Raw genomic sequence first — 15,712 nt, forward strand, 5'->3', positions numbered from 1 at the left:
AAAGGAAGCCCATCTGCCCATGATCCATATCCCCCGAGCGGAATACACCCGACGCCGCAAGGCGCTCATGGCGCAGATGGAACCCAATAGCATCGCGATCCTGCCGGCCGCCGCCGTGGCGATCCGCAACCGCGATGTCGAACATGTGTACCGCCAGGACAGTGACTTCCAGTACCTGAGCGGCTTCCCCGAGCCGGAAGCGGTGATCGTGCTGATGCCCGGTCGCCAGCACGGCGAGTACGTGCTGTTTTGCCGCGAGCGCAATGCCGAACGCGAACTGTGGGATGGCCTGCGCGCCGGTACCGAAGGCGCGATCCGTGACTTTGGCGCCGACGATGCCTTCCCCATCACCGATATCGACGACATCCTGCCCGGCCTCATTGAAGGCCGCGACCGGGTGTATTCGGCGATGGGCAGCAACGCTGAATTCGACCGACACCTGATGGAGTGGATCAACGTGATCCGCTCTAAAGCGCACCTGGGCGCCCAGCCGCCGAACGAATTCGTTGCCCTGGATCATCTGCTCCACGACATGCGCCTGTATAAATCGGCGGCAGAAGTGAAGGTGATGCGCGAGGCTGCGCGAATCTCCTGCGCCGCCCACGTGAAGGCGATGCAGGCCAGCCGCGCCGGGTTGCACGAATTCAGCCTGGAAGCCGAGCTGGATTACGAGTTTCGCAAGGGCGGCGCGAAGATGCCGGCCTATGGCTCCATCGTCGCTGCCGGGCGCAACAGCTGCATCCTGCATTACCAGCAGAATGACGCGGTGCTCAAGGACGGCGACCTGGTGCTGATCGACGCCGGTTGCGAAATCGACTGCTATGCCAGCGACATCACCCGTACCTGGCCTGTGAATGGCAAGTTTTCGCCGGAACAGAAGGCGATCTACGAGATAGTGCTGGCCTCCCAGGAAGCCGCCTTTGCCGAGATCGCGCCGAACAAACATTGGAACCAGGCGCATGAAGCGACGGTGCGTGTGATTACCTCCGGGCTGGTCGAGCTGGGGCTGCTCCAGGGTGAAGTCGACGAACTGATCGCCAGTGAAGCCTACCGTGCCTTCTACATGCACCGCGCCGGGCACTGGTTGGGCATGGATGTGCATGACGTGGGCGAGTACAAAGTGGGCGGCGAATGGCGTGTGCTGGAGGTCGGCATGGCATTGACCGTGGAGCCGGGGATCTACATTTCGCCGGACAACCAGACTGTGGCAAAGAAATGGCGTGGCATTGGCGTGCGCATCGAGGACGACGTGGTAGTGACCAAGCAAGGCTGTGAAATCCTGACCGGCGGCGTGCCCAAGACCGTCGCCGACATCGAAGCGCTGATGGCGGCTGCCCGATGAGCCGGGTCAATCTGGCGATTATCGGCGGCGGCCTGGTGGGCGCCAGCCTGGCGCTGGCGTTGCAGGCCGGGGCCAAGGCACGTGGCTGGAAGATCGTGCTGATCGAACCTTTCGCGCCGGGCGACAGCTACCAACCGAGTTACGATGCGCGCTCTTCAGCGCTGTCCTTCGGCGCTCGGCAGATCTATCAGCGCCTGGGCCTGTGGCAGGACATTTCCCGGCGTGCCGAGCCGATCAAGCAGATCCACGTGTCGGACCGTGGAAGGTTCTCCACCGCACGTTTGTCTGCCATGGAGGAGGGCGTGCCGGCCCTCGGTTACGTGGTGGAAAACGCCTGGCTGGGCCAATGCCTGTGGCAAGGCCTGGACAAAGACGTGGTCAGCTGGCGTTGCCCGGCGGAAGTCGCGCGCATGGAGCCGCTGCCCGATGGCTACCGCCTGACCCTCAACGATGAAACCGTGCTGGAGTGCGAGCTCGCCGTATTGGCCGATGGTGGCCGCTCCGGGTTGCGCGAACAGTTAGGTATCGGTGTGAAAACCCGCCCGTACAACCAGAGCGCGCTGATCGCCAACATCACCCCGAGTGAATCCCATAACGGCGAAGCCTTTGAACGCTTCACCGATGAAGGCCCGATGGCCCTGCTGCCATTGCCGGACAACCGCTGCGCGCTGGTCTGGACTCGCCTCGGCATGGACGCGCAGCGCCTGGCCAGTCTCGACGAACGCAGCTTCTTGAGTGAATTGCAGGGCGTGTTCGGCTATCGCCTGGGCACCCTCAAGCAGGTTGGGGCGCGTCACCTGTATCCGCTGACGCTGGTGGAAGCCGAGGAACAAGTGCGTTCCCACCTGGCGGTCCTCGGCAACGCCGCCCACAGCCTGCATCCGATTGCCGGGCAGGGCTTCAACCTGTCCCTGCGTGATGCGAACGCCTTGGCCGAGGCCTTGCTGGCCGGGCCGCAAGTGCCGGGAGACTTGGCAACCTTGCAAGGCTATCGCGAGCGCCAGCGCCTGGACCAGAAACTCACCGTGGGCTTTTCCGACCAAGTGACGCGCCTGTTTGGCAGCGCTCAACCGCTAGTCGCCCTGGGCCGCAACATGGGCCTGCTGGGCCTGGACCTGCTGCCGCCGGCCAAGCGCTGGTTCGCCCGTCAGGCCATGGGCCTGGGCACGCGTCCCGATGCGTAAGTGGTTGATCGAGCGCCTGGGCAAGGCACGGTTGTTGCGTTGGATCATGACCCTGTACCCACCGTATCTGGGCGCGGGGGTCAGCGTACGGCACATGAGCGCCGATTTTCGTCACGTCAAAGTGCGCATGGGCCTGGGCTGGTACAACCGTAACTATGTCGGCACGCAATTCGGCGGCAGCCTGTATTCGATGGTTGACCCGTTCTACATGCTGATGCTGATGGAGAACCTGGGCCGCGACTACATCGTGTGGGACAAGGCCGCGAGTATCGACTTCGTTTCGCCCGGCAAAGGCCCGGTATATGCCGAATTTTCCATCGACGAGGCCTTGCTGGACGAGATCCGTCGACACACCGAAGGTGGCGAGAAGTACCTGCCCCACCTCAAGGTGCAGATTCATGACGGCTCCGGCACCCTGGTGGCGCGGGTCGACAAAACCCTTTACGTGCGGCGCAAGCCGCCAGTGAGACAGGCTTAAAGCATGGACATGCGCGCAGATGTGCTGATTGTCGGGGCCGGAATGGTCGGAAGCGCCCTGGCGCTGGCGTTGCAAGGCAGTGGCCTGCAGGTGCTGCTGCTTGATGGCAGCCCGTTGAGTGTCAAGCCGTTCGACCGTGACGCGGCCTTCGAGCCCCGGGTGAGCGCCTTGTCGGCTGCCAGCCAGCGCATCCTCGAACGCCTGGGCGTGTGGGACGGCATCGTGTCGCGGCGCGCCAGCCCCTACGGCGAGATGCAGGTGTGGGACGGCAGCGGCACCGGGCAGGTCCATTTCTCGGCGGCCAGTGTGCATGCCGACGTGCTCGGGCACATCGTCGAGAACCGCGTGGTTCAGGATGCCTTGCTCGACCGCTTGCACGACTGCGACCTGGGCCTGCTGGCCAGTGCACGCCTGGAACAGATGCGCCGCTCTGGCGATGAGTGGCTGCTGACCTTGGCCGATGGCCGCAAGCTGCGCGCGCCGCTGGTGGTGGCCGCCGATGGCGCCAACTCCGCCGTGCGCCGCCTGACCGGCACCGCGACCCGCGAATGGGATTACCTGCATAACGCCATCGTCACCAGCGTGCGCAGCAGCCAGCCGCACCAGCGCACGGCATGGCAACGGTTTACCGACACCGGCCCGCTGGCGTTTTTGCCGCTGGTGCGGGATGGGCAGGAGGATTGGTGTTCGATCGTCTGGTCGACCACGCCGGCCGAGTCTGAACGCTTGATGGCATTGGATGATGAAAGCTTCCGCCGTGAACTGGAGCGCGCCTTTGAAGGGCGGCTCGGTACGGTGCTGAGCGCCGACCCACGCGTCTGCGTGCCACTGCGCCAGCGCCATGCCAAGCGCTATGTGGCCGAAGGCCTGGCGTTGATTGGCGACGCGGCTCACGTCATCCATCCCTTGGCGGGGCAGGGTGTGAACCTGGGTTTTCTGGATGCGGCGACATTGGCTGAGGTCTTGTTGTCGGCAACCGAGCGCGGCGAGCGCCTGGCCGATGTGAAGGTGTTGAGCCGCTACGAGCGTCGACGCATGCCGCACAACCTGGCATTGATGGCGGCAATGGAAGGGTTTGAGCGACTGTTCCAGGCCGATCAACTGCCGCTGCGCTGGTTGCGTAATGCCGGATTGAAGATGGTCGACCAAATGCCCGAAGCCAAGGCAGTGTTTGTGCGCCAGGCGCTCGGGCTGAGCGGGGATCTGCCGGAGCTGGCCAAGCCCTGACATTGAATACGATCCCTGTGGGAGCCGGGCTTGCCCGCGATGAGGCCATAAGCCGCACTGCAAATCCCGGCCATGCAACATCTGGTAACGCCTCCACCAAGCGCCACTAAATGCCAGTCCTTATCATTTGCCCTCTTTTTGCAAATGAGAGACTGGCCCCATGTTGGCACCCAAGCGCCTCCTGACTGCTCTGGCACTTACCCTGATCGGCAGCACCACCGTGCAGGCCGCCGACGAAGTGGTGGTCTACTCCTCGCGCATCGACGAACTGATCAAGCCGGTGTTCGATGCCTACACCAAAAAAACCGGCGTGCAGGTGAAGTTCATCACCGATAAGGAAGCCCCGCTGATGCAGCGCATCAAGGCCGAGGGCGAAAACGCCACCGCCGACCTGCTGCTCACCGTCGATGCCGGCAACCTCTGGCAGGCTGAGCAAATGGGCATCCTGCAACCGTTCACCTCCCCGGTGATCGAAAAGAACATCCCCCTGCAATACCGTTCTTCCAAACACACCTGGACCGGCCTGAGCCTTCGCGCGCGGACCATCGCCTATTCCACCGACCGGGTAAAACCGGGTGACCTCACCACTTACGAAGCCCTGGCTGACAAACAGTGGGAAGGCCGCTTGTGCCTGCGCACGGCGAAAAAAGTCTACAACCAGTCGCTGACCGCCACCTTGATCGAGACCCACGGTGCGGCTAAAACCGAAGAGATCGTCAAAGGTTGGGTCAACAACCTCTCCACCGACGTGTTCTCGGATGACATCGCCGTGCTCGAAGCCATCAACGCTGGGCAGTGCGACGTGGGGATCGTCAACACCTACTACTACGGTCGCCTGCACAAGCAGAAACCGGACCTGGCCGTGAAACTGTTCTGGCCGAACCAGGGTGACCGTGGCGTGCATGTGAACCTGTCGGGCATCGGCCTGACCCAGCACGCGCCGCACCCGGAAGCGGCCAAGGCGCTGGTGGAGTGGATGACCACGCCTGAGGCGCAGAAGATCTTTGCCGACGTGAACCAGGAATTCCCGGCCAATCCAGCGGTACCGCCGTCGGCCGAAGTGGCGACCTGGGGCAAGTTTGTGGCGGACACCTTGCCGGTGGAAGTGGCGGGCAAGCGCCAGGCCGAGGCGATTCGGTTGATGGATCGCGCTGGCTGGAACTAAGTACAATCTGCAGGACACCGCAGATCTAAATGTGGGAGCGGGCTTGCTCGCGAAAGCGCCGTGTCAGTCGATACATCTGTGACTGATACACCGCGTTCGCGAGCAAGCCCGCTCCCACATTGTTCGTGGTGAATTCAAAATCATCATTTCCAGAGAGCTTTTCCTTGGCCCACCCCGCTCAACGCCGCTGGTACCTGCCGGTCTTCACCGTCGCCGCCCTGGTGCTGCTTCCGCTGAGCGTGCTGTTGCTGTCCTGGCAAAGCATCGACAACCAGATCTGGTCCCACCTCTGGGAAACCCAGATGCCGCGCCTGCTGGCCAACACCCTGACCCTGGTGCTGGGTGTCGGCGTGGGCGTGACGGTGTTGGGGGTCAGCCTGGCCTGGCTGACCAGCCTCTGCGAATTCCCCGGCCGACGTTGGCTCGACTGGGCGCTGATGCTGCCCTTTGCCATTCCTGCGTATGTGCTGGCATTTGTGTTTGTGGGCCTGCTGGACTTCTCCGGCCCCGTGCAAACCCTGCTGCGTGAATGGTTCGGCACCGGCTTGAGGCTGCCACGGGTGCGCTCTACCAGTGGCGTGATTATCGTGCTGGTGCTGGTGTTTTACCCCTACGTCTACTTGCTGGCGCGCACTGCATTCCTGGCCCAGGGCAAAGGCCTGATGGAAGCGGCGCGGGTGCTGGGGCAATCGCCATGGCGAGCGTTCTGGCACGTGGCCCTGCCCATGGCGCGGCCAGCGATTGGCGCCGGGGTGGCCTTGGCATTGATGGAAACCCTGGCGGATTTCGGCGCGGTCTCGGTGTTCAACTTCGACACGTTCACCACCGCCATCTACAAGACCTGGTACGGCTTTTTCAGCCTGTCCAGCGCCGCCCAATTAGCCAGCCTCTTGCTGCTGGTGGTGATGCTGGTGCTGTACGGTGAGCGCCGCGCCCGTGGTGCGAGCCGACCAAGTAACGAACGACCACGGGGCAAGGCGCTGTATCAGTTGCGCGGGTTCAAGGCGGCCGCCGCCAGTGGCTGGTGCGGGCTGGTGTTCGCCTGTGCCTTTGTCATTCCGATGCTGCAACTGGTGGCCTGGTTCTGGCAGCGCGGCCGCTTCGATCTGGATGAGCGTTATTCCGGCCTGATCATCCACACCCTGTACCTGGGTGGCATCGCCGCCTTGATCACCGTGAGCGTGGCGCTGGTGCTGGCCTTTGCCAACCGCCTGGCGCCAACGCGGGCAATCCGCTCCGGCATCAGCCTGGCCAATGTCGGCTATGCCTTGCCGGGGTCGGTGCTGGCGGTGTCGATCATGTTGGCGTTCAGCTACCTGGACCGTGAACTGGTGGTGCCGCTGTCCGGCTGGCTCGGCGGGGCGGGCAAACCGTTGTTGTTGGGCAGCCTGTCGGCGTTGGTGCTGGCGTATCTGGTGCGATTCCTGGCGGTGGCCTACGGGCCGTTGGAAAACAGCCTGGCGCGCATCCGACCGTCCTTGCCGGAGGCTGCACGCAGTCTGGGTGTGAGTGGCCCACGACTGTTTTGCAAAGTGTATCTGCCGTTGCTGCTGCCGGGGACCTTGAGCGCAGCGCTGCTGGTGTTCGTCGACGTACTCAAGGAAATGCCCGCTACCCTACTGATGCGCCCATTCGGCTGGGACACGCTGGCGGTGCGGATCTTTGAAATGACCAGCGAAGGCGAGTGGGCGCGGGCTTCTTTGCCGGCGTTGAGCCTGGTTCTGGTGGGGCTCTTGCCGGTAATCGGGCTGATCCGACGCTCGGCTCGGCAAATCGGTTAGGTGCCAGTCCTACGGCTTGCGGCTACAATGCGCGGCATTCGGTGCGGTCCGTCTTTCGGATCGAGTCGCTGGGCGTGGCTGCAGGCCTTGTAATTCAAGGTGTCCGGCACGAACGGCAACGCTGCGCACCTTCGCCACGCCCGGAAGGAGAAACCCATGGGACAGCGTACGCCTCTGTATGACCTGCATCTCGCCCTCGGCGCGAAAATGGTCGATTTTGGCGGTTGGGATATGCCTCTGCACTATGGCTCGCAAGTTGAAGAACACCATCAGGTGCGACGCGACTGCGGGGTGTTCGATGTATCTCATATGACCGTGATCGATGTCACCGGCCCCCAGGCCAAGGAATGGCTCCAGCACCTGCTGGCCAATGATGTCGAACGTCTGCATGGCTGCGGCCGTGCGTTGTACAGCGCCATGCTCAACGAAAAGGGCGGTGTGGTGGACGACATGATTGTCTACCGAACCGAGTCCGCCTATCGGCTGGTGGTCAATGCCGCCACCCGTGACCAGGACATGGCCTGGATGCACGCGCAGTTGGGTAACTATCAGGTGCAACTGCATGAACGGCCTGAATTGGCCATGCTCGCCATTCAGGGCCCCCACGCCCGGCAAAAGATTGCCGAGCTGGTCACCCAGTCTCGCGGCACCCTGATCCACCAGCTCAAACCCTTTGAGGGCCAGGCCGATGGCGATTGGTTCATCGCGCGCACGGGTTACACCGGCGAAGACGGCCTGGAGATTGTCCTGCCTGCCGACCAGGCACCGGGCTTTTTCAACGACTTGGTGGGCGCGGGCATTTCACCCATCGGCCTTGGCGCCCGCGATACCCTGCGCCTGGAAGCTGGGATGAACCTGTACGGCCAGGACATCCACCAGGATGTTTCGCCCCTGGCGTCGAACATGGCCTGGAGCATCGCCTGGGAGCCTGCGCAGCGTAATTTCATCGGCCGCGCCGCGCTGGAGGCGGAAAAAGCCGCCGGTGTGCAGTGGAAACTGGTCGGGCTGGTGCTGGAAGAACGCGGGGTCCTACGCGCTCACCAGGTGGTTCGTATCGCCAATATTGGCGAAGGAGAGATCACCAGTGGTAGTTTCTCTCCTACGCTGAGCAAATCCATTGCCCTGGCGCGCGTACCGACGGCAACTGCCGATCGGGCCGAAGTGGAAATCCGCGGTAAGTGGTACCCGGTTCGAGTGGTCAAACCGACCTTCGTGCGCCATGGCAAAACCTTGATCTAACCTATTTTTGGCAGGCCGAAGGCCGCTGACATTACTTCTTGAGGACACAGACTATGAGCGATATCCCTGCCGACCTGCGTTTTGCCGAAAGCCACGAATGGGCACGCCTGGAAGCTGACGGCACCGTGACCGTCGGTATTTCCGACCATGCTCAGGAAGCGTTGGGTGATGTGGTGTTTGTTGAGTTGGCCGAAGTGGGCGCGCAGTTCGACGCTGCTGGCCAAGCGGGTGTGGTTGAGTCGGTGAAGGCCGCCTCGGATATCTACGCTCCGGTTGCAGGCGAAGTGATTGCCGTCAATGAAGAGCTGAGCGGTAGTCCTGAGCTGCTGAACTCCGACCCGTACGGCGCGTGGATCTTCAAACTCAAGCCGAGCAACCCGGCTGATCTGGAAAAACTGCTGGATGCTGCTGGCTACAAAGCCGCCATCGGCGAGTAAACGCAAAACCCACTGTGGGAGCGGGCTTGCGCGCGAAAGCGGAATGTCAGTCACTGAATGTGTTTCTGATACACCGCTTTTGCGAGCAAGCTCGCGCCCACATTGGATTGTGTCAGCTGTGAGTGCTTAGTTCGCTTTCAGCACCGCTTTCACTGCTGCCACCGATCGCTCCACATCCGCCTCTGTCATCGCCGTGAACATCGGCAACGACACGATCAAACGCCCCACCTTTTCTGCGACCGGGAACATGCCTTCCTTGAACCCCTGTGCCCGATAAAGACTCAGCAGGTGGATCGGCGGGTAGTGATAGCCAATGCCGACTCCCTGGGCCTGCATCTGCTCCATGAAGGTGGCGCGGGCCGGCAGGCCGTCCTGGCGTTCCGGTAGCACCAGTTGGAACAGGTGCCAGTTGCTGTTTTCGAAATCGGCCGGTGGCAGTTGTGCGCCGTACTGCTCTTCAAAATCACTGCCAAAGCATTTGAAATAGTGCCGCGCCAGGTGCTGGCGATGCGCGGTGATCTGCTCGATATGGGCAAACTGCCCCAGGCCAATGGCGGCGGCGATGTCGGTCATGTTGAATTTGCCGCCCAGCACGTCCACATCCAAGCCATCGAAGCCGGTGCGGGTCACGCCTTGCAGGCGATACTTCTCCGCCAGCCGGGCTTCCTCGGCGTTGTTCAAGACCAGGCAACCGCCCTCGGAAGAGGTGATGTTCTTGTTGGCCTGAAAGCTGAACGACACGAAATCACCGGTAGCGCCAATGCGTTCGCCATCCCAGCTCGAACCCAGTGCCTGGGCCGCGTCTTCGACGATGCGCAGGTTGTACTTGTTCGCCAGTGCATACAGCATTGGCATGTCCAGCGGCAGGCCGGCCAGGTACACCGGGATGATCGCCTTGGTGCGCGGGGTAATGGCCGCTTCTACCTGGGCCAGGTCGATATTGCGGGTCACCGGGTCGATGTCGGCGAACACCGGCGTGGCGCCCACTTCCAGGATCACGTTGGCCGTGGCAACCCAGGAGATTGGTGTGGTGATGACCTCATCACCCGGCCCGATACCGGCGATGCGCAAGGCAATCTCCATGGTGCAGGTGCCCGAGTTGAAGGTGCGCACTGGCCGGCCACCAAAGTATTCCGACAACTGCGCCTCGAAGGCCTGCACTTTCGGCCCGCTGGTGATCCAGCCCGAGCGCAATACATCACCGACCGCCGAGATGGTGGCTTCATCAATGGTGGGTTTGGAAAACGGCAGGAAGGGCTGTTGGCTCATGACGACGAAGGCATCCGTTTCAGGTTGGCGATGAGTAAGCGAGGTATCAGTACCGGCATGGTTGCACGGCTTGACTGAATATAGCCTGTCGCCTGTGAATGAAACGTCACCGTCCGGGCAAAAAAATGCCGCTTCTACAGCGGCATTTTCTGCGGGTTCAGAAGGAGTAACGCGCTTCCAGAAATAGGTTCTGCTCCTTGAGCTTGCCTTTGAGTTGTTCATCCCGGGCGTTCACGCGGTTCGCGAAGGTGTTGTAGCCGGTTTCAACATCGCCCATTGCGATGTAACGGTAACCAGTACCCAGCGTGATTTGCTCACTGACCTTGGCTTCCAGCCCCAAGCCTACGCTGTAGGCGAAGTTATGCTGACGGTGATTGGCGAAAAGACGGGTCTCATTGGTTTGATAGCCCTCGGCTTCAATGCGAGCGACACCTACCCCGGCCATACCGTAGAACGATAACCATGAGTTGATCGGGATATCTTTATAGCCATTGAGCATCAAGCGTTGGCTCTGGACCTGCAGGCTGTTGACGTTGGCATTGAAGGGGGCCCAGTAGGACTTGAATGCCGAGTCATTCGGCATCGTGTATTCCCCTTCCAGACGCCAACCATTGTCGAAGGCGTAGCCTGCGGCAAAAGAGGCGACGAATGCTTTGCTGCTATCCGGGGCGTCCACCCTGTCCGTCACGCGAGGGCTGGTGAGCAGTGAACTGGAGAGGTTCTGGCGAGCGCTGTTGATTTTGGCTGATCCGTACCAGCTTTCCGCCTGGGCGTAGGCGGTGGAAAACGCAGAGAGCAGCAGTGCGTAGACAATCTTGTGCATGGGCAGTGATTCGCTTTATTTAAAAAGGAACCCTTAGCTTGTTGCCCCGCAGACTGAGGCTCGACAGGACTTCTCTGTATTCAGTTGGGAAAGCAGCAATGTTTGCGTAGTGCCCAGCGACGAGGACCGTAGGAATTGAGGACAAAAAAATGCCGCTGTTAACAGCGGCATTTTTTATACAGCCCGAGTTATTCGGTCACTGCGTTTTTCGCGAGGATGGCGTTGGCCAGCTCCATGTCCGTGGCCTGCAGGCCAGGGTTATCGGCGCGGACTTTCTGCATCGCCGCTTCCAGGTACGGGCCACGGATCCCGCCGTCGCTGGCAACGAAGCTGCCTGCGTCGTCTTGCGCGGCAACCACCAGCTTGTGGTCTTTGAAGGTCAAGTACGTCGAGCCGGTGGTAGCGCCCGACGAGATGACGTTGCGCCAGAAACTGTCGGCCATGGCTGAACCGACAGGGAGGGAAAGCACAGCAAGGGTTGCGACAGCATATTTGAGACGCATGATGGGTGACTCCGGGTGGGTTATCTGTACTTTATGATTGTAGTTAACCCAACCGAGTTCCATCACTGACTAAACAGTTTCAACCTTTAAAACCACGCCTTCCTGGCCAACCACCCGTACTTGAGCGCCTACGGGGCTGTCAGGCCCGGTCACCATCCATACGCCATCGCCGACTTTTACCTTGCCCCGGCCATCCACAATCGCCTGGTGCACCATGAAGGTGCGCCCGATCAGCTCCGAGCCTCGCTCATTGAGACCCGGCTGATCACTGGCCTTGGCGCTGCTGCGCTGGCGCTTCCACCAGTACACCGCCGTCAAGATCGACAACACGGCAAACAGTAGGAGCTGCCATTCCAGCCCAAGGGGTGGCACCAGGAACTTGATGACACCCACGGCGGCCGCCGCGATACCCATCCACAACAGGTAGCCGCCGGCGCCGAATACTTCAAGAATCAACAGCACCGTGCCCAGTGCCAGCCAATCCCAAAACGAGAGATGCTGCAGGAAATCCCACATGGCGCCGGCCTCAGCCTTTCTTGTTGTCGAACGTTGCCTTGACGATCTCGCCGATGCCGCCGACCGCGCCGATCACCTGGCTGGCCTCCAGCGGCATCAGGATGACCTTGCTGTTGTTGGCTGACGCCAGCTTGCCCAGGGCATCGATGTATTTTTGCGCAACAAAGTAGTTGACCGCTTGCACGTTGCCCGACGCAATCGCCTCCGACACCACCTGTGTCGCACGGGCCTCTGCTTCGGCCTGACGCTCGCGTGCCTCGGACTCAAGGAACGCCGCCTGCCGGCTACCTTCGGCCTCCAGGATCTGCGCCTGCTTCTTGCCTTCCGCGGTCAGGATCGCCGAGGCGCGCAGGCCTTCGGCTTCGAGGATTTGTGCACGCTTGATCCGTTCGGCTTTCATCTGGCCGGACATGGCGGCCATCAGGTCGGCGGGTGGGCTGATGTCCTTGATCTCGATACGGGTGATCTTGATACCCCATGGCGCGGTGGCTTCGTCCACGGTTTTAAGCAGTTTTTCGTTGATGCCGTCACGCTGGCTGAGCATCGCATCCAGCTCCATGGAGCCGAGCACGGTACGGATGTTGGTTTGCAGCAGGTTGCGGATAGCGTGTTCGAGGTTGTTGACCTCGTAGGCGGCCTGGGCAGTGTTGACCACCTGGAAGAAGCACACGGCGTCGATCTGTACGGTGGCGTTGTCGGCGGTGATGACTTCCTGGGGCGGGATATCCAGCACGCTTTCCATCACGTTGATCTTGCGGCCGATGCGATCCATGATCGGGATGATGATGTTCAGGCCTGGCTTGAGGGTGTTGGTGTAGCGGCCGAAACGCTCGACCGTCCACTGGTAACCCTGGGGGACGACCTTGAAGCCCATGAACAGGATGGCGATGGCCAAACCCACGAAAAGAAGCAGTACGGTTCCGATCTGCATAGCGATTCCCTATCTGATGGTGTCAGTGAAACGACGTTCGGCCGATTGTAACGGTGTTGTCACCGATAAGAACGGTTTCACCGCGTAACAAACAAAGGATTTGTTACCGAATCCCCAGGGGTCACCCGTAATACTTCCGCCATCGTGGTCAGCCCCGCTTCGACTTTTTGCAGGCCGGCCCTGCGCAGGCTGCACATGCCTTGGGCCACCGCGGCCTGGCGCAGCACCTGCACATCGGCGCCGGGCGTGATCAGGGTTTTGAGTTCCTCGTTCAACACCATGATTTCGTACACGCCGGCCCGCCCCCGATACCCGCTGTTGCGACATTCAACGCACCCCACCGCTTCGTGGACCTCCCCCTGCGCCCGTTTGCAGTGGGGGCACAAAACCCGCACCAACCGTTGCGCCATCACGCCCAGCAACGTGGCTTTGATCAAATAATGCGCAATGCCCAGCTCCTGCAAGCGGCTGATCGCGCTGGGAGCATCGTTGGTATGCAGGGTCGACAGCACCAGATGCCCGGTCAACGCAGCCTGGATCGCCATTTCAGCGGTTTCCTGGTCGCGGATCTCGCCGATCATGATGATGTCCGGGTCCTGGCGCAGCAGGGCGCGGACGCCGCTGGCAAAGGTCAGGTCGATGTTGTGCTGCACCTGCATCTGGTTGAACGCCGGCTCGACCATCTCGACAGGGTCTTCCACCGTGCACAGGTTGATCTCGCGGGTCGCCAGTTGTCGGAGCGTGGTGTAGAGCGTGCTGGTCTTGCCGGAACCGGTCGGGCCGGTGACCAGGATGATGCCGTTGGTTTGCTGGGTCATGGTGTGCCAGCGCTGTTGGTCATCCACGGACAAACCCAGCTGGTCAAAGCCCTTGAGCAGCACCTGCGGGTCGAAAATCCGCATCACCAGTTTCTCGCCAAACGCTGTGGGCAAGGTGGAAAGGCGCAACTCCACTTCCGCCCCCGTGGGACTTTTGGTCTTGACCCGACCGTCCTGGGGCCTGCGTTTTTCCGCCACGTTCATACGCCCCAGGCTTTTCAGGCGGCTGACCACCGCCATCGTGACCTGGGGCGGAAACTGATAGACGTCATGCAGCAAACCGTCGATGCGAAAGCGCACGCGGCCCTGTTCGCGGCACGGCTCAATGTGGATATCACTGGCGCGCTGGCCGAAAGCGTACTGCAACAACCAGTCGACGATATTGACGATATGCGCGTCATTGGCATCTGGTTCCTGGTCACTGGCGCCGAGGTTGAGCAGGTCGACATGGCCGGGCGCCGCGACCTTTTGGTCGGCACCGCTGACGGACTTGGCCAACCGGTAGAACTCACCGATGCAACGCGCAATATCCTGGGGGTTGGCGACCACGCGCTTGATCGAACGCTTGAGCACCTGGGCCAGCCCGGCTTCCCAACTGCTGATGTAGGGCTGGGCGCTGGCGACAGTAACGGTCTGCGCGTCCACCGCCACAGCAAGGATGGCGTGGCGTTGGGCAAACGCCTGGGACATCAGCGGCACTACCGCTGCCGCGTCGATCTTCAAGGGATCAATGCGCAGATAAGGTTGCCCGGCCTGCTGGGCAAGCCATTCGGTCAGGGTTTCCAGGTTAGGACCCAGGGCTGCGATGCGCTCCAGGGGATGCTCGGTGTTGCTGGCCGGCAATGCCGACAAGTGCTGCGCGACTTCGGGAGTGATCAGCCGCCCTTCGACCAAAGCCGGCAACAGCTGATGCAGTTCCAATCGTTGATCGACAGGCATGGTGGATTTCCTGGGAGGCAGTGGGCGTAGATCCCAGGCTAGCCAGGCTCTGGCTATCCACCTCCCCGCGTGTATTGCAGGCTTTTACTGGGCGACGGCCACCACCGCCGCAGGCCCCACGGAGTCGGCGGACCACAGGTCCAGCGTGCAAACGCTGATCAGGTTTCGAATCTTTTCACCGATCACCTGGGCGCGGTGCCAGCTCAAGCCATCCATCACGATGTCGAGGTGCAGCAGGTCGTCTTCCCGGCTCGCTGTGACTTGCTGAGGCGTGAGGAACTGCAGGGCGAAAAAGTTGAGTACCCGGCACAACACGTCCGGCTCCGCCTCCGCGACGATCCGGTAGTGCGCCTGGCAATGGGCGCTATCCACGGCCCACGCATCAACGCGGGTAACAGGGTGGGTGGTTTCGACGGCGTGCATGCGAGCTCTCCAAAATCGGCTGGAGAAATTTTTACATTCGCCTCGGGAGATTTCTTATCTAAGATGAGCCTGTTATTCGATTAATCGACTCATTCAATTCAAGATAAGCGCCATAACAGGTATTTATATGCACAGCGAGCTGGACGCCTACGACCGCCGTATCCTGGCTCTGTTGCAAGAGGACGCCTCGCTTTCCAGCGCGCAGATCGCCGAACAGGTGGGGCTGTCTCAATCCCCTTGCTGGCGGCGGATCCAGCGGCTGAAGGAAGAGGGCGTGATTCGTGGCCAGGTGACCCTGCTGGATCGCAAGAAGATCGGCCTCAATACGCAGATTTTCGCCGAGGTAAAACTCAACGCCCACGGCCGTTCCAACTTCACCGAGTTCACCGACGCGATTCGTGGGTTTCCGGAAGTATTGGAGTGTTATGTGCTGATGGGGGCGGTGGATTTTCTGTTGCGCATCGTCACCTCGGACATTGAGGCGTATGAGCGGTTTTTCTTCGAAAAACTGTCGATGGTGCCGGGGATTCAGGAGGTCAACTCGATCGTGGCGTTGTCCGAGATCAAGTCCACCACCAGCCTGCCAGTATTGCGCTGACAGGGATGGCCTTATCGCCGGCAAGCCGGCTCCTGCAGG

16 protein-coding genes are annotated in these 15,712 nt (G+C 61.3%); 9 read left to right on the forward strand and 7 right to left on the reverse strand.

The annotated features are described in order from the left end of the window. Nucleotides 1-19 precede the first annotated feature (19 nt). The 8 genes from pepP to gcvH all read left to right on the forward strand — a co-directional run bounded on the left by pepP (nucleotide 20) and on the right by gcvH (nucleotide 8,853). Entirely contained in the window at nucleotides 20-1,342 is a 1,323-nt protein-coding gene (gene pepP, locus KHP07_RS11030) for a Xaa-Pro aminopeptidase (protein WP_078050645.1), read from the forward strand. After that, complete coding sequence (gene ubiH / locus KHP07_RS11035) at nucleotides 1,339-2,526, forward strand: 2-octaprenyl-6-methoxyphenyl hydroxylase (protein WP_214497189.1); 1,188 nt, start codon at nucleotides 1,339-1,341, stop codon at nucleotides 2,524-2,526. The genes pepP and ubiH overlap by 4 nt, the downstream gene beginning before the upstream one ends. Further along, a complete protein-coding gene (locus tag KHP07_RS11040) occupies nucleotides 2,519-3,004 on the forward strand; it encodes a DUF4442 domain-containing protein (RefSeq protein ID WP_078050643.1) in 486 nt (161 codons plus the stop codon). Before ubiH ends, KHP07_RS11040 begins: the two co-directional genes overlap by 8 nt. Nucleotides 3,005-3,013: 9 nt before the next feature. After that, nucleotides 3,014-4,231, forward strand: coding sequence for a 2-octaprenyl-3-methyl-6-methoxy-1,4-benzoquinol hydroxylase (locus KHP07_RS11045; protein WP_177409536.1), 1,218 nt, complete (start codon nucleotides 3,014-3,016; stop codon nucleotides 4,229-4,231). A gap of 160 nt (nucleotides 4,232-4,391) precedes the next feature. Next, complete coding sequence (locus KHP07_RS11050; RefSeq protein WP_099493177.1) at nucleotides 4,392-5,396, forward strand: extracellular solute-binding protein; 1,005 nt, start codon at nucleotides 4,392-4,394, stop codon at nucleotides 5,394-5,396. 164 nt (nucleotides 5,397-5,560) lie between these two features. Beyond that, nucleotides 5,561-7,177: an ABC transporter permease gene (locus tag KHP07_RS11055; RefSeq protein WP_078050640.1), complete on the forward strand. Its 1,617-nt coding sequence runs from the start codon at nucleotides 5,561-5,563 to the stop codon at nucleotides 7,175-7,177. A gap of 156 nt (nucleotides 7,178-7,333) precedes the next feature. After that, complete coding sequence (gene gcvT, locus KHP07_RS11060; RefSeq protein WP_078050639.1) at nucleotides 7,334-8,416, forward strand: glycine cleavage system aminomethyltransferase GcvT; 1,083 nt, start codon at nucleotides 7,334-7,336, stop codon at nucleotides 8,414-8,416. Between the two features lie 53 nt (nucleotides 8,417-8,469). After that, complete coding sequence (gene gcvH, locus KHP07_RS11065; RefSeq protein ID WP_033897550.1) at nucleotides 8,470-8,853, forward strand: glycine cleavage system protein GcvH; 384 nt, start codon at nucleotides 8,470-8,472, stop codon at nucleotides 8,851-8,853. Nucleotides 8,854-8,979: 126 nt separating this feature from the next. Here gcvH and KHP07_RS11070 read toward each other — a convergent pair whose 3' ends face one another. The 7 genes from KHP07_RS11070 to KHP07_RS11100 form a co-directional block, all read right to left on the reverse strand. Beyond that, complete coding sequence (locus KHP07_RS11070) at nucleotides 8,980-10,122, reverse strand: DegT/DnrJ/EryC1/StrS family aminotransferase (RefSeq protein ID WP_078050638.1); 1,143 nt, start codon at nucleotides 10,120-10,122, stop codon at nucleotides 8,980-8,982. 157 nt (nucleotides 10,123-10,279) lie between these two features. Beyond that, on the reverse strand, nucleotides 10,280-10,945 hold the full coding sequence (locus KHP07_RS11075) for an outer membrane protein (protein WP_214497190.1): 666 nt from the start codon (nucleotides 10,943-10,945) through the stop codon (nucleotides 10,280-10,282). Between the two features lie 188 nt (nucleotides 10,946-11,133). Beyond that, nucleotides 11,134-11,448: a DUF2388 domain-containing protein gene (locus tag KHP07_RS11080; protein WP_003176799.1), complete on the reverse strand. Its 315-nt coding sequence runs from the start codon at nucleotides 11,446-11,448 to the stop codon at nucleotides 11,134-11,136. Nucleotides 11,449-11,517: 69 nt separating this feature from the next. Next, nucleotides 11,518-11,964, reverse strand: a complete 447-nt coding sequence (locus KHP07_RS11085) for an NfeD family protein (RefSeq protein WP_034110117.1) — start codon at nucleotides 11,962-11,964, stop codon at nucleotides 11,518-11,520. Between the two features lie 10 nt (nucleotides 11,965-11,974). Next, nucleotides 11,975-12,895, reverse strand: coding sequence for an SPFH domain-containing protein (locus KHP07_RS11090; protein WP_078050636.1), 921 nt, complete (start codon nucleotides 12,893-12,895; stop codon nucleotides 11,975-11,977). 77 nt (nucleotides 12,896-12,972) lie between these two features. Beyond that, nucleotides 12,973-14,652: a GspE/PulE family protein gene (locus tag KHP07_RS11095; RefSeq protein ID WP_214497191.1), complete on the reverse strand. Its 1,680-nt coding sequence runs from the start codon at nucleotides 14,650-14,652 to the stop codon at nucleotides 12,973-12,975. An 84-nt stretch (nucleotides 14,653-14,736) separates the two neighbouring features. Continuing rightward, the gene (locus KHP07_RS11100) at nucleotides 14,737-15,075 is read right to left on the reverse strand and encodes an ACT-like domain-containing protein (protein WP_078050634.1); all 339 of its coding nucleotides are present in this window, start codon (nucleotides 15,073-15,075) and stop codon (nucleotides 14,737-14,739) included. A gap of 127 nt (nucleotides 15,076-15,202) precedes the next feature. On the opposite strand from KHP07_RS11100, the gene KHP07_RS11105 reads away from it, so the two are divergent. After that, nucleotides 15,203-15,673 (forward strand): Lrp/AsnC family transcriptional regulator, encoded by a 471-nt coding sequence (locus tag KHP07_RS11105; RefSeq protein WP_010207358.1) that lies wholly within the window; start codon nucleotides 15,203-15,205, stop codon nucleotides 15,671-15,673. The last annotated feature ends 39 nt before the right edge of the window (nucleotides 15,674-15,712 follow it).

Origin of the sequence: Pseudomonas sp. VS40 (assembly GCF_018587885.1) — a bacterium.
In the GTDB taxonomy this organism is placed as follows: domain Bacteria; phylum Pseudomonadota; class Gammaproteobacteria; order Pseudomonadales; family Pseudomonadaceae; genus Aquipseudomonas; species Aquipseudomonas pergaminensis.